Origin of the sequence: Haliscomenobacter sp., from assembly GCF_965225875.1 — a bacterium.
In the GTDB taxonomy this organism is placed as follows: domain Bacteria; phylum Bacteroidota; class Bacteroidia; order Chitinophagales; family Saprospiraceae; genus Haliscomenobacter.
On record NZ_CBDDBS010000002.1, the window covers coordinates 258,287 to 279,586 of the forward strand.

Here is a 21,300-nt window from a genome sequence, read left to right on the forward strand (position 1 = left end):
TCTCATTTTGTATTTTTCGGAAAGTCGTGGAACTGCCCATCTAGGAGCAGCAATCTATTCATTATCAAGTTGATGAAATTATAAATTCTAAAGCCTCCCTCCCTCAAACAAAAGCTCATGTAACACTCTCAACTTCGCCACCCTCTACCACAAGAACTCCCTATCCAAAGAAATTAAAAATCACATCTGCTTCAACAACAACTTCCCCAATTCCACATCCGCCAACAATCCCTTCAAACCCGCTTGACCGCCCGAAGTCAAATCCTTCAATAAAGTAAAGCGAATATCATTCGGAATAAAATCAATTTTTAAAAAGGCTTTCAAATTGTTGAGTTGTGCAGGACTCAACGATTGAGCATCTTGTAGCAAATAATTCGCCAGCCGGGTACACAAGGCCGCGATGATGTCCACCCGAATCGGCTGTTTGACCACCATTTTTTGAAAAGGCAAAAAGACTTCTTTTTCAAAATCCTGTGCATTGCAGATTTGTTCCGGGGTAATCAAATCACTCAGGTTGTGGTTGACAAAGGAAATAAAAGCCGTGGCGCTTTGTTCATCCAGGCAGGAATCGGCCAAAATGCGCACCAGGCCCAGGTTGGCGCTCAGGTCTTTAATCGATTTGATGGCTTCAAAAAACTGCACCAAAGTGCGCGGAGTGGTACGTTGCCCGGTAATGATTTCGGGATAAAGGAGTACAAAATTGATGCCTCGGGCATCCACCTCGTTTTGTTCGGCCCATTGCACCCAGGTTTTGAGGTCAAATTCCAGGGTAACGTGCAGCATGCGGGTCAGCATCGCATCATCCATGGGGGTGACGGAATAATCTCCACCATCAGGGTTGGCAGTCAGAATGATTTGCCACTGGGGCGGCAATTGCCAACTGATCAGTTCGTGGTTTTGCAGCAGCTGCATGATGCCGCGCAGGATGCGTTCGTCGGCGCGGTTGACGTCGTCAATCAACAGAATGCCAGGCCCGGGGGCATCAGGCACCCAGGCGGGTGCACGAAAAACGGTGCGTTCTCCTTCAATGGCGGGCATGCCCACCAAATCCCCCATTTCTTCAAATTGAGCGGGGGCGATATAGGCGTATTGATAGCCGTTTTGCCGGGCCAGGTTCTCAACGATCTCGGTTTTACCAATGCCGTGGCGACCCCAGATGCAGATGGGTGATTTGCGTTTCCCCTCCCCTTCCAGCACCTGATTGGTTTGGAAGATGTGTTGGATGAAAGCCTTTAGCTCCCCGGCATTTACTTTGGTTCCGTAGTATTGGTAGTTGTGCATAGTCAATTACAGGATTATTTTCCGATCCAGAAGGCGAAGGACAGCACCAGAGCCCCCCTTCGAAAGTTTCAGACTTTCGAAGGGGTTTTGCCTGCACAATCTTGCGCTAAAGAACTTTTCAAAGGCTGAACCTTTTGAAAAGGCATTCAAGGATCGTGTCGTTTTTCCAAAAAATTGCCAAAATCAAAGTTTTACATGCGTAATTTCCTTCCCGGCAAATGCGCCCAATTCTGCCAATCTCCGCCCCGTTTTCCCCCACTGATCATCCACAACAGGGGCTTACGACAGGGCAAACTCGGCGCAGGGCCCAATCCATCGGTGAAATACACCACCGCATCTGCATCCGATTGTTGATTGGCGTAGATGATGGCCGCATCAAAATGGGTGCCCCCACGACCAGCAACTACTGCCGGAGTTGTACCCCGATAAATATAGGCATTGTTGATCTGGGTGTCACATTCCAGGATAAAAATTTCGGTACCCAGGCGCCAAATTTGCTGGATTTCCTGAAAAAAAGCCTGTATTTCCGCATCGGCAATACTCGCCGAAGTATCCAGGGCGATGAGCAATTTGTGTTTGTTGCGGATGCGCAAACCAGGATTGACGCCGTAGCGCCGGGAAGGTTTGCGGATGGTGTTTTGCAAAAAAGTACGTTGGCCAGCTCCAACAAAGAGCCGCAAGAAACGCCGCCAATCCAGCGTGGGCTCAGGGGTTATGACCAACTGGTTCAATTCTGTTTGTAAAACCCCAGGTAAGCTGCCTCGGCCTTTGTTTCCCACTCGTTGAAGGGCATTTTGCACAATCTGTTGCATTCCAGTCGCCAGCACCTTTTTTTCAGCAGCACTCAGGGTACCTACCTCATTTTGCCATAAATCATGTCCCGCTAGTGGGCCTGTACCCGTTGCCATCAAGTTGGATAGTTTCGGGCTGATGATTTGTCCACGACGTAAGGTTTTGTTCCAGGCATTGGTCAGTTCATCATAGTAGGTATCGACGGAGCGAAAAGGCTGCAAATCCAGTTCAGGGAAGAGGTTCAAAGTGAGTGAAGCTGGGTTGAGCTGTTCGGGGCTTAAATATTGGTTCACTACCAAATCGGCAGCGAATTGAAAAATGTGGATGTTCGCAAATTCCTGCTCCCGCAGCAGGTGCCCGAATACCAGGTGAAGCACTTCGTGTTTGAGTGCTCCGAGTCGTTGGGCTGGAGTGCTCAATTCCTCCTGCCAGTAAGTTGGATTGATGGCGAGTTTGGGGGTTTTGTTGGCGTTTACACCCAGTGACAGGCTTGGAACCTCCGCATTGAGCGCTTTGACCAGCCCAGTCAACACATGCCCGTAGAAGGGCTCATGCAGGATGAGCTGGATGCTGGCTTGGGTGATTTGGTCAAAAATCTGTTGGGTTTCCATGGCAACAAATGTAAATTTTTGGGTTCATTTATTCGAAAAAAGCTACACCATGTAATCAAAAAGCTGAAGGCTTGAAAAAACCACACCTCGACTCCGCTCGGTGACCGTTTCTTCAAGCCTTCAGCTTTTAACAATATTATAGTGTAAAGATTTACTTCATCTTCTTCAAGATTTCGCGCGCATCTTTGGCGAAAGAACTATCCTCATCCTGCGCGATGGTTTTTAATTTTGATTCAACAGCAGCATCCATTGGTCCCAACTTCAAGCAAGCCAAAATATAATTCCACTCGCCTTTTTCATTAAACTTGGATTCGTTAGAATCCGCGGCTATCGCAAAAGCTTTTTTAGCTGCACTGTAGTTTTTCAAACCTACCAATGCGTGCCCCAGGTAATATTGGGCTTCCACGTACAAGGGGTCACCTTCAGGAATCCGGGAAAAATCTTCAATTGCATCGGCGTAACTTTCTTCAGCCAGAGCCTTCTTGGCTGCAGTTAAGGCATTTTGTGGAACGGAACCACCGCGCATACTTTGTGCATCAGGGGCCTTGTAATAGCTGGCGAACAACTCATCACCGCTTGGCGCTGGCATCAGAAATGGGCGGGCAAAAAATACCAGCAACAAAACAGCAGCTGCAGCACCCATAATAAAAATACTGCGGCGAAGGTTAATGATCCGACCACCGGAAGCCGCCTGATTGCCTTCCTTTTCCCATTTCTTCAAGTCTTTACGCAGGCTTTCTTCTACTCCATAATCCAGTGCGCTCAAACTCAGGCGGTATAATTCTTCAGCTTGGCGCAACTCTTCGTTGCTGCCGAGTTCCCGTTCAAAGTTCTGGCGATCTCCTGTCGACAATTCCCCAGCATGGTACTGGTCGATTCGGTCGTAATAATTTTCAAGCTTCATAACACATCTTTAAGTTGTTTGACCATGCCTGGGTTTTTTTCCAGGAATTCCATCAAGGCCAGGTGGCAGCGGTACTTAATTTTGCGGGCGTTAGCCTCGTTGCTGAGTTGCAGGGTTTCGGCAATCTCAGCCATTGAGTACGACAACTTCCACATCTCCAACACTTTGCGGCATTGTTCGCCGAGTTGATCAAGCAGGTGGCTGAGTAAGTTCTTACGTTCTTCGGTGCGGAAGCTGACTTCTGGTGTTTCCAGATCGGGTTCTTCCTGCGCTGGTTTGATGGGATCGACCAGGGATACACGTTCTTGTTTGCGCATTTGGTTCATCCACAAAAAACGACAAATCGAATACAGGTAACCTTTTACAGGTGCTTCACCCCGGAATTTGTCTTCCCGGATGTTGCGGTCCAGCACGATGATTCCTTCGTGAAACATATCGGTACCATCTTCTTGGTTGCCCCGATTGTTTTTGACGAATGAAACGACGCGCTGCTGCAATTCTTTGTCGTCGTACAACCAGCGGATTGCCGTTTGTCTTACGGTGCCGCCTTTTTTGATCGCCGCTACTAATGACTCGTTCGTGTAGGTGATGGCGTTCATGGAGTAGGTGTTTTTAAGCAGAATAATGTGCCAGGTTTGTCGATAAATTTTAATAAATCGTCCATTTATTCTTTTTGAAGGCGTAAGAAGGTTATTGAACCCTTACCCTAAGTACAAGAATACAGACCATAGGGTTTATTTTTGCGAAAATAAGTATTTTGCCCATGTGCAAGGGACAAACACGTTCAGAAACGTTGAGAAATGAGGAAGCATTGCATTTTATTGGGTAGTTTTCTGCTTTGGGTCGGAATGAGCTGGGGGCAAAATCAAGCCCTGAGCAAGCTTCAACAAGCTCAAACGCTTTTTGATTCCCTTCGTTATCAGGAGGCTGCGACAATTGCCAAAGCGGTGATAGAGCGGCAAAAAGATCCAGAAATAAATGCCAAAGCACTACTTCTATTAGGGGACATTGCCATAGAACAATCCAATTTCCCCAAGGCAAAAGCCTTTTTCCTGAGCAGTCTTCAACAACTCCAAACATTTCAAAGCAAAGGTCACCCGCTCATCGCCCAGGCCTGGAACAATCTCGGCGAGTACGAACTCAAATTAGACAACTTCACCCGTGCCATCCAATGGCATCAAAACGCGCTCAAACTCCGCATCGTGTTATTTGGCGAAAAGCACGAAAAAACCGCCGATTCCTACAACAATATTGGCAATTGCCAGCTCGAATTAGGGGATTATGCTGCTGCCTGGCAAATGCATCAACGTGCGCTGCGCATTCGTCAGGCGATTCTCCCCCCCAATCATGCCGACATTGCGGTGAGTCACAATAATTTGGGCAACTGCGCCTATTTCAACGGCGATTTTCAGGAAGCGGCCCGGGAATACCGTGCGGCGCTAAACATTCGGGAAAAAACCTTTGGTTCAAACCACAACAAAATCACCCCGACTTTGAATAATCTGGGTAAGGTGCTGCTGGAAATGGGACAATGGGACCAGGCAATGGCACTTTTCCAGCGGGTGCTCAGCATTCGGCAACAAACCTTTGGTCGGGATCACTCCTCCTTAGCCACTACGCTGGAGAACATTGGCGAAGTATTTTTAGCAAAAGGAGATTTTGCGACGGCGATTCCCTATTTGCAGCAGGCAGTTCACTTATATGGTGGCCCCAGCGCCCCTTCCAGTGCACCCGCCTGGCATAAGATTGGCTTGAGCTACCAACGAATGGGCAAGTACGATGAGGCCTTGCATTATCATTTTGATGCTTTACCCCTGGTTGAATCCCTGTATGGCGATCAAATCTTTGCTGCCGCCATTTACAACAACATTGCCAACTGTTACATGCAAAAAATTGAATACGGTCTGGCTATTCAATATTTCACAATTGCCGCTGCTGCTTTGCATCAAAACTTCCCACAGGGGCATCCCGATTTGGCTCAAATGCACAACAGCATGGCCATTTGTTACATCCGACAGGGTTTTTTAGATTCAGCGCAGCAACACTGCCGACTGTCATTGGAGTCCTTACAACAAATCAAGCAAAATCGCGGGGTAGCTTACACCCAGATTTTGCGCACCCAGGCAGAAATTTTGCTACAAAAAGGGGCAATTGACCAGAGTGGCGCCATATTGCAAAAAGCGTTAAACGCCTTGGGTTACCGGACTGGTCAAACCTTGTGGGGCAATGAAGTAACCCGAGAAGTAATGGAAATATTGGCGCAACAGGGACAAACCTGGAAAGCCGCAGCCATTAGCACTTCGAACAAAAGCAAGGCATTGCTCCTGCAAAAAAAAGCAGCAGAGGTCAATCTCGAAGCCTTGCGCCTAATGGCCTTTTTGCGCCGACAAATCAACAGCATCGACGCCCGCCAATTTTGGTTGCAAGAGGAATACACCATGTACCAGGAAGCAACCGACCTCTACTTCCGGATTTGGCAACAAAGTGGCGATCAGGCCTTCCTGGAACGGGCATTCATTTTGAGCGAAAAAAGCAAAGCAGCTCAATTGTTGGATGCAGTGCAATTGGGGCAATCGAATGCGCAATCCCAAATGCCAAAAAAATGGAGTGAACTGGAGCAAAATTTACGCGCCAGGCTGGCCGCGCTGGAAAGTGAACGGATCACCAGTCCGACCCGGGCCGCCCAACTGGATCGGGAAATGTTGGGGCAAATCCGGCGCTTGGATAGCCTGAATAGGGTGATTGCCCGCTGGCAAAAACAAAAGGGCATTACTCCACTGCAACAAGATACGGTTTACAGTTCGACTCACCTGCGTCGAAAACTATTAAAAGGGCAACAGGCTCTGGTTGAATATTTTGAAGCCAAGAGTAGTTTGTTGGTATTTGTGCTCAAAAAAGATCAGCTCTACGGTTACAGTTTGCCAAAACCATCTTACTTGTTCCAAAAAGTAGTGGCCTTCCGCCAACTCTTACGCTTGTACCCAGCACTGAATGGCGCTGCCCTGGACAGCAATTTGCTGGATTGGGCCCAACTTTCACTTGGTTTATACCGGGACATTTTTAAGCCCTTACAGCCCGTTCTAAAGGATGTACAAAGTGTGATCATTGTAGCAGACGGCGCTTTGAATTATTTGCCCTTCGAAGCCCTGCTAACCCAACAACCCAAAAGAGTGGATCGCTTTAAAAGCCATGCCTACCTCTTGCGGCAATTTGCCATTCAATACAGTTATTCAGGGAGCTTATCCTGGGAGCTGAGTCGAAAAAGCCACCACAATTGGTTCAAACCTAGCCTATTGGCCATGGCACCCGATTTTCGAAAGCATTCCCTTGGCTTAGGTACGCTGTACAACAACATCCCCGAAGCAGAACAAATCAGTCGCTTGTGGGGCGCTAAAATCCTCACTGGCTCCCGAGCCACTTTGCGGTCTTTCAGGGAACTGGCTCCACATTACGACATCCTGCATTTGGCCACGCATGGCAAATATTTTGTCCACAAAGAGATCGACAACTATTCGGCCATTGCTTTTGCGGAGCAAAAGGACAGCAAGAGCAACGAATACTTGTATACCCGTGATCTGTACGCCATGCGCTTGCCAACTGAGCTGGTAGTGCTGAGTGCCTGTGAAACGGGCATTGGCGATTACCACTCGGGTGAAGGGGTGATTAGTCTGGCGCATGGCTTCATCCACGCAGGTGCCAAAAGTGTGGTGAATACCCTCTGGAGTGTCGACGATGCGCGCACTGCGGAGCTGATGGTCGACTTTTTTACCCTGTTGAAAAAAGGAACTAGCCGCGACCGGGCACTGCAACTCGCCAAGTTGAACTTGTTGGAAAACCGGCCGCATGATGAAGTGCACCCGTATTTTTGGGCGGGATTGATTGGGATTGGGGCGACGGAGGCGGTGTACGATCCCTGGGGAAAATACATTGGTTTGGGTGGGGCTATCTGCTTGTTGCTGGGTCTTGCCTGGCTATGGTTTCGGTACCTCAAGCCCCGTTTATTGTAACTTTTAGCTTCGATTCCGTTCTGCATAAAAGCCCAATTTCATGCAACATGTACTGCTCATCCTTGTAACGATCACCTGTTTTTCCACAAGTATACTGGATATAAAAAAGCCACAAGTCGCCGTATCCACCAGAGAATGCAACTACCTGTATCAGGGTGTGGACAACCCAGTCACCATTGTCGCCCGACAAAATCAAGCTGTTCAGGCCAATCAAATTACCGCAGAAATCGATACTTATGATAGTGATGAAGTTTTTTATGCTCAGGTTCGTGGCAAAAACGGGGAGTTTTCGATCAACCCGAAACAAGATGGGCGATTGACTTTAAAGGTAAAAACCAAGGATGGGATTTGGGAAAAAAAATTCCATGTGCGCCAACTTGAAGCCATTGCTAAAATAAATAACTCGAACAAAGGCAGCATGCGAAATGGCGTATTTAAAGCCCAGGGAGGGGTCATTCCTGTTCTTGAGTGTTGTGGCTTCGATGCTCGTTGCGATATTGTTGAATATTCCTTAATCAAAATCAGTAAAAATGGGGTCGTTCAAAGGGCCCAAAATACCGGAGGAAAATTCAATGACTCCGTTCGCCCTCTGATCGATAGCGCCCTACCCGGTGATATTTATTGGTTCCGAAAAATAATGTGTCGTTGCCCTGGCAATACGACCGCGCATGAAACATCCGATATAGCCATTGACATTGAGTAAAATAGGGCCAAATACTCCTCTGTCTATTTCCAAATAATATTTTAGTTCACTTGCTTTTTAACAAACATAAATCCACCTAATTCATATTTTTTTACAATTAAATCTTTTTTTCAGCCCCCATTTTTTTCTCTTCCTTTTGTCCGTTTTTTTTGGCAATTTTGACCATCAGTCAGTCCCATCACGTCCTTTTCATTACTCGCCAAAGATTAGATTGCTATTCCAGTACCGACCAAATTCGGAAGGAAATTTTATTGCATCAAAATACACACTTGTCATGAATAACTCGAATCTGAGCCGACGCAGTTGGTTGCGTTCCTCCCTTGTCATTGCTTCTGGAGCTGCGGTAACACCTGCGGCATTGGGTCGTACTACCTTTGCGATGGATCAGGCCAGCACCTGGGCCGAGCAAAGCCGCCTCAAAGAAATTGACTTCAAACTACCTTTGATTATGCCACCGAGCGTCGCTCGTTTGAATGCCAACGAAAACCCTTTTGGGCCTTCGCCTAAAGCCCGTTTGGCCGTCATCGAAACCGCCATCAATGGCAATCGTTACGCGCATGGTGAAGCTGCCAAGCTGCGGAAAATGATCGCCGAAAGAGAAGGGGTGAGTGAAGAGTACATCATGATGGGCCCTGGCTCGACCGATTTGTTGGAAAAGGTGGCCATTACTCACTTCCTCGAAGGAGGCAACATCGTTTCCGCCGATCCAGCCTACATGTCGCTGATCAATACCGCCAAAGCATTTAAAGCGACTTGGAAAAATGTACCCCTGAAAAAGGATTGGTCACACGATTGTGCCGCCATGGAAAGGGCCATCGACGCCAACACCAAATTGGTGTATGTGTGCAATCCCAACAACCCAACGGGCTCCATCACCGATGCCGCTGAGTTGCGGACTTTTTGCAACAAAGCCGCAGATAAAGCGCCGGTGTTTGTGGACGAAGCTTACCTGGACTATTTGGAAAATCCAATGGCTTCCAGCATGGTGGATTTGGTCGCAAAAGGCAAAAACGTGATTGTGGCCCGCACCTTTAGCAAAATTCACGGGATGGCTGGTTTGCGCATTGGTTACATTGTAGCCTTGCCCAAGACGCTGGAAAAAATCGAAACCATGGTTCGTGGCAACATGGGCATGTGTATCACCTCTGTGAATGGCGCCATTGCCAGCATGGAAGACAAGGAGTTTCAGGAGCGTTCCCGGAAACTAACTGCCGAAGGTCGCGAATACATTTGTGCCGAGCTCAAAAAAGCGGGTTTCAGCTACGTGCCTTCGCATACCAGTTTTGTGTTGTTCCCCATCGTGATGAACGGCAAGGACTTCCTGAAAAAAATGTACGATTCTGGAGTAGCTGTTCGCTCCTTTGAGGTAGACGCCAAGACGTATTGCCGCGTGAGTGTCGGTTTGCCGGATGAGCTCAAGTTGTTTACTGATAGTTTGAAAAAAGTACTGGCATAAGTCACACTACTAGACATTGCTGGTATTTTTTGGTTGTCCTTTTAACTAAAGCACATGAACATCGCATTGCAAAAGGCCATTGCGCTTTTGGCTTTGATCGCCATTGGCCTACTTTTGAAATCCAAAATCAAAAGCAAGGAACAAGCCGATGGCCTCAAAATCATCATCCTGAGTTTGGCCTTACCCGCCACCATATTTATTGCCCTGCTTAAAACGGAAGTGCACATAGAGTTGATTAGTTTGCCCATTTTGGCGCTGGTATTCAATGTATTGCTATTTGGACTATGTTACCTTTTGCTGCCCTACATGGGGATTGAGCGTGGTTCGCCGGATTTCCGCACCTTGTTGATGATGATTCCTTCCCTGGCACCGGGTTTGTCCTGCTTCCCCATACTGGCGGAATACCAGGGTGATCAGGCGGTGGCCTGGGCAGCGCTGGGGGATTTGGGCAATAAGGTCTTTGTACTGATTATTCTGTACTTGTTGGCGATGCGCTGGTATTATCGCTTTTTTCCCAGCGAGAATGTATCTACCTCTGCCAAAGTCAAAGACCTGTTGTTGACTCTGGTCAGAGAGCCGGTCAATATCGTGCTGGTTTTCGCCTTGTTCTTCCTCAGCATGGGTTGGCACCTGGACAATTTACCTGCGTTTGTACAGGATGTAGTGCTCAAAATTGGGGCCATCATGACGCCTTTGGTGCTGCTGTACATCGGCATCTCGGTGCAACCGCGCTGGGCGGAGTTGCGCATGATTGGTGGGCTATTGCTGCTGCGGGCAGGGTTGACCTTGCTGATCAGTGGCATCTTTTTGAGCATTGCTCCGGCGATGAGTCCCGCTGCAGCAATTTTGGCGGTGGTGTTCCCTCAAAGTGCGGTGAGTTTTTGGCCTTTTGCACACATTGCGGCTGTTCATGGGCTTGAATCAGAAAAAAAAGGTAGAGACGTTGCATGCAACGTCTCTACTAATCGGATTTTTAACCCTGGCCTCGCCCTGAATTTTATCGCTTTGTCTTTACCGTTTTCTACGTTGTTTATTCTGTTGATCTGTACCATTGGGGTGCCCGCTACACAACCAATTTCACTTGGTTTTGCGGGCATTCTGATGGTTGCGGTTGCGCTACTGCCTCCTGTGTTGCGGCGGATTCGGCTACCGAAAATGGAAAAAGAGGTGGAGGTGATGGTGGAAAATTGAATCTGTAGAGACGTTGCACGACGTAAAGACGTTGCATGCAACGTCTCTACACCATAACGTGATTGTTTTTCCTTTTCAAAATCAAACATTTATGCCTTTCTGGTAAAAAAATCAAAAAAAATCCACCGAAAAATTTGTTTTTCCTCTTCTCGCTGTATTATCTTTGCGCACGCTGAAACGAAAATGAGTTATCAAAAACATTTCAGCACAAGGCACCACACACGCACACTACCACACCCCTCACACCCACACCCCATTTTGCGGATGTAGCTCAGCTGGTAGAGCGCAACCTTGCCAAGGTTGAGGTCGCGGGTTCGAATCTCGTCATCCGCTCTAAAAGGAAGTTGAAAACTTAGGTTTTTGGCTTCCTTTTTTTGTTTTGTGCCTACTCCATTTGGGAATTGGAACTAAAACCGTGAGTTGGAAGTTACCATTTTCAACATGAAAAAAACCATCCTCAAATCCCAATTCAAAAGTGCCATTAAACGTGGCACTGGCCAAGCCCATCTCATCCTGCAAGCCCACCCAAAGCTCAATGTTTCCAAGTTGATTATTAAAGCTGCACTACACAACCATTCCTACGACAATCAAGCAGAAGGTAGCAGGGCCGATTATGTTTTTGAACTCATTCAATTGTCCAAGCACCGTGCCAAAATCCGTAGGGCTATCTTTAAAGCCTTGGCTCGAGAAAAAAAAGACATTGGGGCCTTGGATCAACTGTTTAACCTGGCCGCTTTGTACGCTAAACAAGGAGATGAAGCAGCCCGCAAAGCCATGTATAGGCGGTTTTACAAAAAAACCATTAAGGGTGCCGAATTGATTGGCGAAGAGGCAATCATCGAAATGGATGGCTTGGAAGGATTAAAATATGTTGCAAGTGTCAAGGGTAAAATCATTCAAAATGATCCAGAAGAATGTGATGACAGTTTTATGTTGGATGATTTTCAGGAAAACAATCCAGATATTGACGTATATGCTGCCTTTGAACAAGCTGCAAAAAGTGATCATGCCATAAAAATTTATTTTGACACCATCCTAGCCAATAAATTTTCAGTTTACAAAAGAGAAAGGCCCCAATACAATTACAGCATTGTTACCGAAAAAATCAATAGCGGTGCCGTTGTCCCACTTCCTCCTGTGGGTGCCAAAGAACTGTCAAAATCAGACATCAAAAAACTGGCAAATGATTTTTTAAAAGAAACGGATCGGCTGCGCCAGGAAAAGTACCTGCGGGTATTCGATCGGGTTAAATTCCCTTTTGATCATCAAGTGATTTTGAAGATCGCCAAGGGTAAAAACAAGCGCAAAGACCGACTCATTGAATATGCAGTCAATGCGCTACGGTATTTTAGCGATCCAGCCATCCGCGAATTTGCCCTCAGCATCATCCCAAAAGCCAAACACCCTGCGAATTACACCAACTTACTCGTCAGCAACTATCAGGAAGGAGACGGCAAATTGTTGGAAGGATTGGTGTCAAAAGCTAAGAAACAGCACAAAATTCACGCACTGGTTTGGTCTTTTGTCGACATTTACAAAGCCAATCAAACCAAGGATTGCCAGGCCCCTTTGCTTGCCTTGTACCACAAAATGACCTGTGGCGTTCACCGCAAAGAAATAGTCGAAATCTTGCTCAAAAACGAGGCCCTCACGGAACGAATCCTCCCCGAACTGCGTTATGACAGCTACGCCGAAACCCGGCAACTGATCACCACAAGCCTTTAGTATTCATCATGCCTACACTCAGCGATTCCCAAATTGAGCAATTCATCCACGAAGGTTATGTCAAGTTGGAGCAGGCTTTTCCCAGCGAACTTGCTGCCATCTGCCGTCAAATCCTCTGGCAAGACCTTCCCGTTGATGCAAATGACCCCAGCACCTGGACCCAACCTGTAATCCGTCTGGGTGAATACTTTCAGGAGCCTTTTCAACAAGCAGCCAATACTCCGCAACTACTTTCTGCTTATGACCAACTCGCCGGAGCAGGCAACTGGCTACCCAGAATGAGCCTGGGCTCTTTTCCGATTCGTTTCCCCAGCCAGGAAGAACCCAATGATACGGGTTGGCATGTGGATGCGAGTTTCCCAGGCGAAAACGCAGCCAATTACTTTGAATGGCGCATCAATGTGGTTTCCAGAGGCCGGGCATTGCTGATGCTGTTCCTTTTTTCTGATGTTGGTGAAACCGACGCACCTACCCGAATCCGCGTAGGATCACACCTGAAAGTAGCCAAAATTTTAGCTCCTGCTGGCGAAGCGGGTTTATCCTTTATGGAATTGGCGCATCAACTCAACGGCACAGAAGAAAATCCCGAAATCTTAGCTACCGGCCAAGCCGGGACGGTATACCTTTGCCATCCCTTTATCGTACATGCCGCCCAGGCCCATCGGGGCAAGGAACCTAAATTTATGGCGCAGCCACCTTTGTTGATGCGTGGAGAATTCAATCTTCAAAGGGCAAACCATGATTATGGCCCGGTGGAACTGGCTATTTTACAAGGTTTGACTTGATCCTTTCTAAACCTAAAACTTATCCATATGCCTACCCCCCACTTCCTCAACGTCGACCTCGATATCCACGCTCATACTGATCTCCAGCCGCTTATCGCGCACTGGAAACAACTCATTCCCTTGGTTACACCGGAGGATGCTGGCGACAATTTTGTGCGCTTTGAACTTGGAGAAGCCTACCCTACTGCCTCCGAAACCATTCGACATTTTTGTGCTGCCGTGGAGAACCTGCCCCCTGATTTGCTCCAGTTTTGGTATCAATGTCCAAAACGTATTTTGGACATTGGTTACGAAAGTGGTACAGAACGACCAATGTTACAAGATGCTTTACCTGCGGAATTGCTGCTCAGAATTGCGCAATATTTTACCAGTCTTGATGTTTCGATATACCCTCGTGAATAGGAAAATTCGATTCAATCCTTTCCTTTCTTTTTCTTCAACCACTTTTCAAAGTATAGATTGGCGATGGATTTTCGCAGGGTTGAGTCGATGATTTCTACTGTTTGCCAAACTCCGTTTTTCACCTCAGCTTTGTACCAAATGAACTCATCGTCGCTGCTGAACTCGGGTTTGTCATCCGTATTGCGAATGGTTTTGATGATCAATTGGTCAGTTTCGGGAATGATCTTATAATAAGAAAAATCCTCATTAGGTGGGGAAAGCTGTTGCAAATTGGTACCATCTGGATCCGAGACAAAAAGGTGCTCCGCATCCAGTTCATTTAATTTGCCGTCATGGTTGTAATCTCTGGTTGTGATTTGGTAAATAATGCTTCGTGCAAGGATTGGTCCCGTTTCTTCCATGTTGGTATCAAAATTGGAGATGCTCCATTTTTTATCGGTCAATAATCGGGTAGTCCCGGTTTCCGGGTTATAAAATAAAAGGTTCCAGTAACGTGGTTCCTCTTCACTGTAATAATAGCTGTCACTCCTGCTGTATTTTCTTTTTTCAAGCAAATCCGTCGAAATAGGAATAAGCACCTGTTTGCTACTTTTGAGAAAAACCGGGTCTTCATAAGTAAAATTGTACTCCATCAAAATCGAGTCGATTTTTTCAGGGGTCAAATTTTCATCGTCAATTTCTACCACGGGCGGTTCAGCTTGCTTACAGGCGCAGAGAACCAATAACATTGCAAAGGCAATCAACTTGTTCATATGTTTCTTATGGATTTAGCTAGTGCACTAACTAGAAAATTGCTTCACTTCAACACGGTGATACTTCCCGTAAACATCTTCTCCACCCCATCGATGAACTCTATCACTGCCTTGTAAACGACCACTTCATTTCCCATCGATTTGCCCCGGAAAGTCCCATCCCAACGAGGGCTATCCGTACTTGAGTCCGCGTCAAAAGCAAAAGCGACTTCACCCCAACGAGTGAAAATTTCCAATGACTTGACGCGTAGGGTGCTGGTGCCCGGGAAAATTTCAAAAAAGTCATTCTGGCGATCCCCGTTGGGGCTAATGGCGTTGGGGATGTACACCTTGTAGTTCTTTTGGACCAAAATCCGCAGGGAGGTTTTAGCCAAACAGCCATTTTCATCTACCGCTTCCAAGCTAACCGTTCCGTTGGCCGTTACCCTTGGAATGTTAAGCTCGGGACAAGCTGCACAAAGATCAGGGTAAGATCCATTCCAGCGGTAGGTCGCAATTGGCGCACTGCCATCGGGCCGCAGAAACAATGCTGCACCCAAGTCAACTGTAGTATCTTTCGGCAAGCTCACCTGAAACAACTCCGGCGCTGGCAATTCAATCATGCGGGCTATTTTGCAACCACTTTGATCGGCAGCAAGGAGCATATAGGTGCCAGGGGGCAAATTTCGAAATACCGAATCCCGACTCATCGGGCGATTGCCCAACTGATATTGGTATTCGGGGCTTCCACCCATGGCGCGTACGGTAATCAGGCCGTTTTTATCCCCAAAACACTTACCAGGGATGGAGGTAGTGCTGATTTCCATTTTTTGCACTTCCACACTGTCCCGGCGTTGGCAGCCCTGGGCGTCGGTTACGATGACTTTGAAACGTCCGGCCTGGTTCATTTGAATGATGCGGCTGGTATCTCCCGTGCTCCAGCGCACGTTGTAAGGTGCAGTCCCGCCTTGAATGTTGATTTGTGCCCGACCAGCTTGCAGCTCCCCGCAGGGCTGGGCCAGGGTCAAGGCTGAGGCTTGGAAAGCTGGTGCGGAAGGCAGGTCAAAACTACGCTCGAATGTACAACCCAGCCGAGGATCGGTCACGGTGACAAAATAATTTCCGCCGGGCAGTTGGCTGATGCTGGCAGCCGAGTCTCCAGTGCTCCAGGCATATTGTAAGGCACCAGGTCCCTGCAAGCTGATGCGCCCGCTCGGAGTGCCATCACACTTGGGTGGGTCGAGTTGGGCAGTTACCCGCGGCTCGGGAAAAGTACGGGATTGTACCGAATCCTGGAATACACAAGATCGGTCACGAGCTTCGAGATAATAGGTACCCGACTGGGTGAGCTGGACTTGTTTTTCATTGGAAACAATGGGCCCGTTTTTACCCAGTCGCCAGACGAAGGTTTCAAAATTATCATCGATAGGGGTGACTATTTGGGGTTTGTTGCCACAAAACTTCACGGTATCCTGAGCCAACAAGTCCCGGGTAAAACGCTCCGGGATTTCGAACTCAAAGGTAAATTGGCAATCTTCGGCCAAACTGTTGAAAGGTTTTACGGTCAAAAAAACCTTACTTCCCGCCTGGGGTTTGTTCAGCGTAATGCTGCGGGTTGTTTGTCCGGTACTCCAACGATAGGCTGAAAAGCCTTCCGGGGCGGTAAGGGTGATTGTGGTGTCCAAACCCGGACAAAAATAAGAAGGGTAAATTTTGGCACTTAGGCATTCAGCGTCCAGGTAAGCGTAGCCAAAATGTAAACCTTCGGTGCAGTCATTCACGGTAAAACGCAGGGTGATCACCTGCCCGATGTAATCCCGCAGGTCGATGGCCGCAGCCGTCCAGTTGCGGATGCGCAGCAAGTTTTGGTTTTTAAATCCAGGGATATTTTCAGCGGCTGCCACTTCGTACAAACCACAAGGGGTGCGCACATTGCGCTGGTTGAGTACTTCCACGGTGAAGCGGGGCTGCTGTTTGGGTTTGTGGTCGGGGTCTTCCATGACCACGGCGAACTTGTACAAAAAGAGGGAATTTTCCTGGGTCACCCGAAAGGAGGTGATCAGGCGGTCGAATTCTTTTCCATTGCGGGAATTCCCCAGGCGAGCGGCATAGTTGCCAATCGAAACCATCGGCAGGGATTCAATTCTGACCAAAAAATCGTTGCCCATGTCCCTGCGCACAATGGTGTGGCGCTGAGGAATCAAACCAACTTTTAGGTCTTCTTCTTTGGGGCGATTTCCAAAGGTGGGATCTTTGACAAAACCATATTCCCCTCGCCAACCTTCAAAAGTGCCTTTTTCGAAGCCGAGGTTGGAGCAATCGTTGAGGGGGACTTGTTGGGCAAGAAGTGGAGTGCTGAACATTAGGCACCAGAACACCAAACAATACACAACGGCCTTACCGTGAATGGTTAGGTAGAATTTCAATCTCATAGTAAGCTTTGGCTTTTAGGTTCAATTTTCAGGCCGTCGTTAGACCAAAAATAGGAAATTTTGAGAAAAAGAATACTTTCTAATCCATTAACATCAGTTTAACGCTAGTTAAAGTTTCCAGGCAGAGGGTTAAAGTAAGTTATGGCTATAGGGGGGAGCAGATAGATTGTTTATCATTGAAATGTGTTTTGACACGAACAACTTGTTCAAATTCTAAATAATCCAAAAGAAATGCTCATGAAATCTACATTCAAGCTCTTTACTTACCTGGCTTTTATCATCCTGGCCAGCTCCTGTACCGACGAATACCGTTTGGAACGCAAGGAGGATCGCCTCTACGGGTCCTGGATTTTCGAAAGTGCTTCATTTAAAGAAAATGGAGACCTCTTCCGCGAAAACCGCGATGCGGAATTTGTAGGCGACATCATCGAATTTTACCGCGATTACAGTGCCTCTTACGATGACCGTCTGGATCGCGTCGTGTATCCCGGTTATTGGGAGCTTGTCCTCGACCGAGCTAATTATGATGATGAAAATGATGTCGAATTTTTCCTCGACATGGACTTCTTTGATCGGGGGCGCCCAGCTATGACTTACCTCTGCGGGGTGAATAACCTGAGTTGGGAACGGCTCAATTTGCGCGCCAATGTGCGGGGTGGCGTATATTATTTTAGACTCAGGAGATTGTAGAAACGCACGGCCGTTCGACTATGCTACGGCAATACATCTAGCAAAAGAGACGCACGGCCGTGCGTCTCTACCGTGCCCATTTAAAACCCTGGAGTTTGTAACCCCCAAACCCATTCCTTCGTATATATGCCCTGATCGTTTTTTATCCTAAAACCGAAGGTTATGGCTACACACTCCGCCGAGAACAAATTGGGCATTCTGAACATCGTCGTCATTTTTCTATCCATTTACATCCTGGGGGCGCTCATCATCGATACCGCCTATGAATTGCCTCCGGAAACTTCTACCCTACTCCAGTATTTCGACAATGCGATTTGTGGCGTCTTTTTTATTGAGTTTTGTGTCCGTTTTGCCAAAGCAGAAAACAAGCTAAAATTCATGCGTTGGGGTTGGATTGACCTCATCGCCAGTATTCCGACCATTGATGCCTTGCGGGCGGGGCGTTTGTTGCGCCTTATCCGCTTGCTGCGAGTAGTCCGGGCATTTCGTTCGATTCACAATCTGTTTCATTACGTTTTTCAGAACAAAGCCAAAGGGGCACTGACCTCTGCTTCACTGACCGCCATTCTGCTGGTCATTTTTTCAGCCATCGCCATTTTGCAAGTCGAAACCGATCCCAATAGCAACATCAAAACCGCTGAGGATGCCATCTGGTGGGCTTATGTAACCATTACTACGGTTGGCTATGGAGACAAATTCCCGGTCACTACCGAAGGTCGGATTATTGCGGCCATTTTAATGACGGCGGGGGTGGGTTTGTTTGGGACCTTTACGGCTTATGTGGCGTCGTGGTTTGTGGTGGAGAATAAGGTGGTGAAGGAGGAGACGGTGCCTAATCCGGAGGAGGAACATTGATTAAAGCAACTTATTTTTCAAAATACCCAAACCAATATTTTAAGCCCGAGGTATAAAATGAGTATGCCTTTTGAAAAGTTCTTTCGCGCACAATTTTGAACAAAAAACACCAAACCGATCTAGGCTAACAAATTCTTAGATCTACTTTCTAGTTCAATATGGTGCAAACAAAACCCCTCGAAAGTCTGAAACTTTCGAGGGGGCGTTCTGGCTTTGTGCTTCGCCGTTAAACTTGATGATAAATAGCCTTACTTTTCTTTTGGCTCAACCTTTTTTAAAACTATTCTTCACTTACTCCGACTTCAAAGACTTCGCCGGATTAACCAACGCCGCCTTGATCGATTCATAACTCGACGTAAGCAGTGCTACCCCTAAAGTGATAAACACCGCAAAAACCAGGGTCCCAAACCCGATTGGAATCCGGTAAGTGTAATCTTGCAACCAGGCATTCATCAAGTACCAGCCCAGGGGTGCAGCAACCAGAAAAGCAATGCCGACCAGGAAGGATATTTCTTTGCCAAAAAGCCCTAGGATTTGGGCCAAATTGGCGCCCAGCACCTTGCGCACTCCAATTTCTTTGGTCTTTTGTACGGCCATAAATTTAACCAAGCCATACAGCCCCAAACAGCCTATAAAAATGGCGATGAGGGAAAAAATCTGCACCAAACGCAGCATGGTACGCACAAATTCATAGTTGCGGGCAATGCTTTCATCCAAAAAAGACTGCTCATAAAGGTGATCGGGGAAATAACTGTTCCAGAGTTTTTCCACCTCTTTCATGGTCTTTTGCAGGTTGTTGCTGCTGAGCCGTAAGCCACAATTGTAGTGAATGTCTTTGTAGGTAAAGACTGCGATGGGTGCAATTTCCTGCTCAAAAGAGGCATTGTTCCAGTTCTTCAACACCCCATAAATAGGGGCATCAATTCCCCAAACCCGCAGCTTTTTACCGATGATGTCTTCCGGGTTTTTCACCCCCAAACGTTCGACCACTTTTTCGTTGACCAAATACCCTTGCACCGTGTCGCTGGGCGGAATGTTTTTACCAGCCACTAAGGTCAATCCATAAGTTTCGATGTAATGATGATCAGCATTTTTGGTGTTCATCTGCCAGATTTCGTCCTTTTGGCGGGTATCAAAGCGGAAATTGGTCGTATTGTTGGAATTGGTAGTAGGTGAAAACAAGAAAAAAGAGGCGTCCTTGACCCCAGGAATGCTCAACAAACGCTCCCGAAAGGTCGTTTGATTGATTTTTTCCGGAGTAGGAATGGTTATCTCGACAATACCTTTGGTTTCGTAGCCGATTGGTTTGTTCATCATAAAGTCGACCTGACCGTTGATGACCAAAGTACAAATCACCAACAATTGAATGAGTACAAACTGCACTACAATCAAGCTACGGCGGATGTTCAAGCCTCCCGCCTGTTGTTGATTGATGCCTCCCTTGAGGGCCACTACTGGGCGGAAACCGGCCAAAATTAATCCTGGGTAAGACCCCGCCAAAAATACGACCGTCAAAAACAGTGTAATGATAAACACCCACAGCATGGTGTCATTCCAACTTACGTGACTGGGCCATCCGCCACCTAGGTTCAACCACTTGTTCAGGGAAGGTAAGGCAAAGGTGGCCATGGCGAACCCTAAGACCAGGGCTACGGCGGTGATCACACCTGTTTCAGCAATAAATTGAAAAAAGACCTGCCCTCTTTGGCCGCCAACGGCCTTGCGAATACCCACTTCTTTGGCCCGACGCATGGCTTGAGCGGTGGCCATGTTGATGAAATTGAAGCAGGCTGTAGCGATAAGGAAAATACCGATGGTTCCCATGATGTAGATCCACTTGTATGGTACTGGCCCGTAATAGCGCTCGGAATGGTGGATTTCCCGGAATTTGATGATGGGGTGTGCGTAAGCTTTATAATCCTTACCGTGGTATTTTTTGCTGATGGCGTCAATTTCCTTTTGAAAACGCGCAGCAGTCACTTCAGGAGGCAATAATGCAAAACAGTAGGTATTGGAATTGACACCACTCCAGGTAGTCAGTTCTGGCCCACCGTATACGAAGTCTTTGTTGTTCTCCAGGGTAGCGAAGGAGACAAAAAACTCATAAGGCAAGTCCGTGTTGTCCGGTGGATCATTGACAATCCCAGTCACCTCCAGATTCAGTTCGTTTTCCAGCTTGATGATACGGCCAATGGGGTCTTCATCCCCAAAGTACTTCTCTGCCATTCTTTTGCTGATGACCAAAGTATTTGGCTTGGCCAGGGATTTGGCTGAACCGACTTGCCATTCATAGTCAAATACCTTGAAGTAGGATGGAGCCACATAAGCCAGTTTGGGGCCAGGGCCTTCCTTGAATTTTTTAGCAGGTCGCCCATTGGCATCAATCAATGCCATTAATTTTTCATAGCCTTCAATACAAATTGTGGCCGCAGTAGCCGAAGTTTCGTCCCGCACCGCTTTCCAGGTTGGCGGGGGGACACCTCGTGAGTAGCTGGTACCATCAAAATGAAACTCAGTGGTGACTTGATACACCCGGTCAATGTCCTTGTGAAAAGCGTCGTGGGTGGTGTGAAAACGGATAAACCAAAACACCAGAAGCCCACAGCCGATGCCCAGGCTTAATCCCACTACATTGAGTAAGGCGTATACACGATTGCGGCGAAGGTTGCGCCAGGTGATTTTCAGATAGTTCTGCAACATAGGATAGGATTGTTCTTGCTTATTGATGCAAATAA

General features: G+C 47.4%; 16 protein-coding genes and 1 tRNA gene. 10 read left to right on the top strand and 7 right to left on the bottom strand.

All coding sequences use genetic code 11. The annotated features are described in order from the left end of the window. Positions 1 to 180: 180 nt before the first annotated feature. The 4 genes from ACO08K_RS04135 to ACO08K_RS04150 all read right to left on the bottom strand — a co-directional run bounded on the left by ACO08K_RS04135 (position 181) and on the right by ACO08K_RS04150 (position 4,187). On the bottom strand, positions 181 to 1,281 hold the full coding sequence (locus tag ACO08K_RS04135; protein WP_421795133.1) for an AAA family ATPase: 1,101 nt from the start codon (positions 1,279 to 1,281) through the stop codon (positions 181 to 183). Positions 1,282 to 1,472: 191 nt separating this feature from the next. After that, positions 1,473 to 2,684 (bottom strand): DUF2201 family putative metallopeptidase, encoded by a 1,212-nt coding sequence (locus ACO08K_RS04140; protein ID WP_421795134.1) that lies wholly within the window; start codon positions 2,682 to 2,684, stop codon positions 1,473 to 1,475. 151 nt (positions 2,685 to 2,835) lie between these two features. Further along, positions 2,836 to 3,588, bottom strand: coding sequence for a hypothetical protein (locus tag ACO08K_RS04145; protein WP_421795135.1), 753 nt, complete (start codon positions 3,586 to 3,588; stop codon positions 2,836 to 2,838). After that, positions 3,585 to 4,187 (bottom strand): RNA polymerase sigma factor, encoded by a 603-nt coding sequence (locus ACO08K_RS04150; RefSeq protein ID WP_421795136.1) that lies wholly within the window; start codon positions 4,185 to 4,187, stop codon positions 3,585 to 3,587. The genes ACO08K_RS04145 and ACO08K_RS04150 overlap by 4 nt, the downstream gene beginning before the upstream one ends. Before the next feature lie 201 nt (positions 4,188 to 4,388). Between ACO08K_RS04150 and ACO08K_RS04155 the strand changes: the two genes are divergently transcribed. The 8 genes from ACO08K_RS04155 (at position 4,389) to ACO08K_RS04190 (ending at position 13,857) form a co-directional block, all read left to right on the top strand. Continuing rightward, positions 4,389 to 7,595: a CHAT domain-containing protein gene (locus tag ACO08K_RS04155; RefSeq protein ID WP_421795137.1), complete on the top strand. Its 3,207-nt coding sequence runs from the start codon at positions 4,389 to 4,391 to the stop codon at positions 7,593 to 7,595. A 40-nt stretch (positions 7,596 to 7,635) separates the two neighbouring features. Then, complete coding sequence (locus tag ACO08K_RS04160; RefSeq protein ID WP_421795138.1) at positions 7,636 to 8,298, top strand: GldM family protein; 663 nt, start codon at positions 7,636 to 7,638, stop codon at positions 8,296 to 8,298. A 274-nt stretch (positions 8,299 to 8,572) separates the two neighbouring features. Beyond that, on the top strand, positions 8,573 to 9,754 hold the full coding sequence (locus tag ACO08K_RS04165; RefSeq protein WP_421795139.1) for a pyridoxal phosphate-dependent aminotransferase: 1,182 nt from the start codon (positions 8,573 to 8,575) through the stop codon (positions 9,752 to 9,754). 54 nt (positions 9,755 to 9,808) lie between these two features. Further along, on the top strand, positions 9,809 to 10,945 hold the full coding sequence (locus ACO08K_RS04170) for a permease (protein ID WP_421795140.1): 1,137 nt from the start codon (positions 9,809 to 9,811) through the stop codon (positions 10,943 to 10,945). Between the two features lie 260 nt (positions 10,946 to 11,205). Continuing rightward, positions 11,206 to 11,278, top strand: a tRNA-Gly gene (locus ACO08K_RS04175). A gap of 108 nt (positions 11,279 to 11,386) precedes the next feature. Beyond that, a complete protein-coding gene (locus tag ACO08K_RS04180) occupies positions 11,387 to 12,670 on the top strand; it encodes a hypothetical protein (protein WP_421795141.1) in 1,284 nt (427 codons plus the stop codon). Between the two features lie 8 nt (positions 12,671 to 12,678). Beyond that, entirely contained in the window at positions 12,679 to 13,455 is a 777-nt protein-coding gene (locus tag ACO08K_RS04185) for a phytanoyl-CoA dioxygenase family protein (RefSeq protein ID WP_421795142.1), read from the top strand. A 27-nt stretch (positions 13,456 to 13,482) separates the two neighbouring features. Then, the gene (locus ACO08K_RS04190) at positions 13,483 to 13,857 is read left to right on the top strand and encodes a hypothetical protein (RefSeq protein WP_421795143.1); all 375 of its coding nucleotides are present in this window, start codon (positions 13,483 to 13,485) and stop codon (positions 13,855 to 13,857) included. 11 nt (positions 13,858 to 13,868) lie between these two features. On the opposite strand, the gene ACO08K_RS04195 is transcribed toward ACO08K_RS04190, so the two are convergent. Together ACO08K_RS04195 and ACO08K_RS04200 are read right to left on the bottom strand one after the other, a co-directional pair. Further along, complete coding sequence (locus tag ACO08K_RS04195) at positions 13,869 to 14,609, bottom strand: hypothetical protein (RefSeq protein WP_421795144.1); 741 nt, start codon at positions 14,607 to 14,609, stop codon at positions 13,869 to 13,871. A 44-nt stretch (positions 14,610 to 14,653) separates the two neighbouring features. Further along, a complete protein-coding gene (locus ACO08K_RS04200; protein WP_421795145.1) occupies positions 14,654 to 17,020 on the bottom strand; it encodes a gliding motility-associated C-terminal domain-containing protein in 2,367 nt (788 codons plus the stop codon). 237 nt (positions 17,021 to 17,257) lie between these two features. On the opposite strand from ACO08K_RS04200, the gene ACO08K_RS04205 reads away from it, so the two are divergent. Both ACO08K_RS04205 and ACO08K_RS04210 read left to right on the top strand, forming a co-directional pair. Beyond that, a complete protein-coding gene (locus tag ACO08K_RS04205; RefSeq protein WP_421795146.1) occupies positions 17,258 to 17,710 on the top strand; it encodes a hypothetical protein in 453 nt (150 codons plus the stop codon). 162 nt (positions 17,711 to 17,872) lie between these two features. Continuing rightward, a complete protein-coding gene (locus ACO08K_RS04210; RefSeq protein ID WP_421795147.1) occupies positions 17,873 to 18,565 on the top strand; it encodes a potassium channel family protein in 693 nt (230 codons plus the stop codon). A gap of 291 nt (positions 18,566 to 18,856) precedes the next feature. Here ACO08K_RS04210 and ACO08K_RS04215 read toward each other — a convergent pair whose 3' ends face one another. After that, on the bottom strand, positions 18,857 to 21,265 hold the full coding sequence (locus tag ACO08K_RS04215; protein ID WP_421795148.1) for an ABC transporter permease: 2,409 nt from the start codon (positions 21,263 to 21,265) through the stop codon (positions 18,857 to 18,859). Between the last annotated feature and the right edge of the window lie 35 nt (positions 21,266 to 21,300).

Bases quoted from the DNA above. Each gene is read 5' to 3' on its own strand.
- ACO08K_RS04135 (WP_421795133.1), bottom strand. From the start codon at position 1,281: ATGCACAACTACCAATACTACGGAACCAAAGTAAATGCCGGGGAGCTA.
- ACO08K_RS04140 (WP_421795134.1), bottom strand. From the start codon at position 2,684: ATGGAAACCCAACAGATTTTTGACCAAATCACCCAAGCCAGCATCCAG.
- ACO08K_RS04145 (WP_421795135.1), bottom strand. From the start codon at position 3,588: ATGAAGCTTGAAAATTATTACGACCGAATCGACCAGTACCATGCTGGG.
- ACO08K_RS04150 (WP_421795136.1), bottom strand. From the start codon at position 4,187: ATGAACGCCATCACCTACACGAACGAGTCATTAGTAGCGGCGATCAAA.
- ACO08K_RS04155 (WP_421795137.1), top strand. From the start codon at position 4,389: ATGAGGAAGCATTGCATTTTATTGGGTAGTTTTCTGCTTTGGGTCGGA.
- ACO08K_RS04160 (WP_421795138.1), top strand. From the start codon at position 7,636: ATGCAACATGTACTGCTCATCCTTGTAACGATCACCTGTTTTTCCACA.
- ACO08K_RS04165 (WP_421795139.1), top strand. From the start codon at position 8,573: ATGAATAACTCGAATCTGAGCCGACGCAGTTGGTTGCGTTCCTCCCTT.
- ACO08K_RS04170 (WP_421795140.1), top strand. From the start codon at position 9,809: ATGAACATCGCATTGCAAAAGGCCATTGCGCTTTTGGCTTTGATCGCC.
- ACO08K_RS04180 (WP_421795141.1), top strand. From the start codon at position 11,387: ATGAAAAAAACCATCCTCAAATCCCAATTCAAAAGTGCCATTAAACGT.
- ACO08K_RS04185 (WP_421795142.1), top strand. From the start codon at position 12,679: ATGCCTACACTCAGCGATTCCCAAATTGAGCAATTCATCCACGAAGGT.
- ACO08K_RS04190 (WP_421795143.1), top strand. From the start codon at position 13,483: ATGCCTACCCCCCACTTCCTCAACGTCGACCTCGATATCCACGCTCAT.
- ACO08K_RS04195 (WP_421795144.1), bottom strand. From the start codon at position 14,609: ATGAACAAGTTGATTGCCTTTGCAATGTTATTGGTTCTCTGCGCCTGT.
- ACO08K_RS04200 (WP_421795145.1), bottom strand. From the start codon at position 17,020: ATGAGATTGAAATTCTACCTAACCATTCACGGTAAGGCCGTTGTGTAT.
- ACO08K_RS04205 (WP_421795146.1), top strand. From the start codon at position 17,258: ATGAAATCTACATTCAAGCTCTTTACTTACCTGGCTTTTATCATCCTG.
- ACO08K_RS04210 (WP_421795147.1), top strand. From the start codon at position 17,873: ATGGCTACACACTCCGCCGAGAACAAATTGGGCATTCTGAACATCGTC.
- ACO08K_RS04215 (WP_421795148.1), bottom strand. From the start codon at position 21,265: ATGTTGCAGAACTATCTGAAAATCACCTGGCGCAACCTTCGCCGCAAT.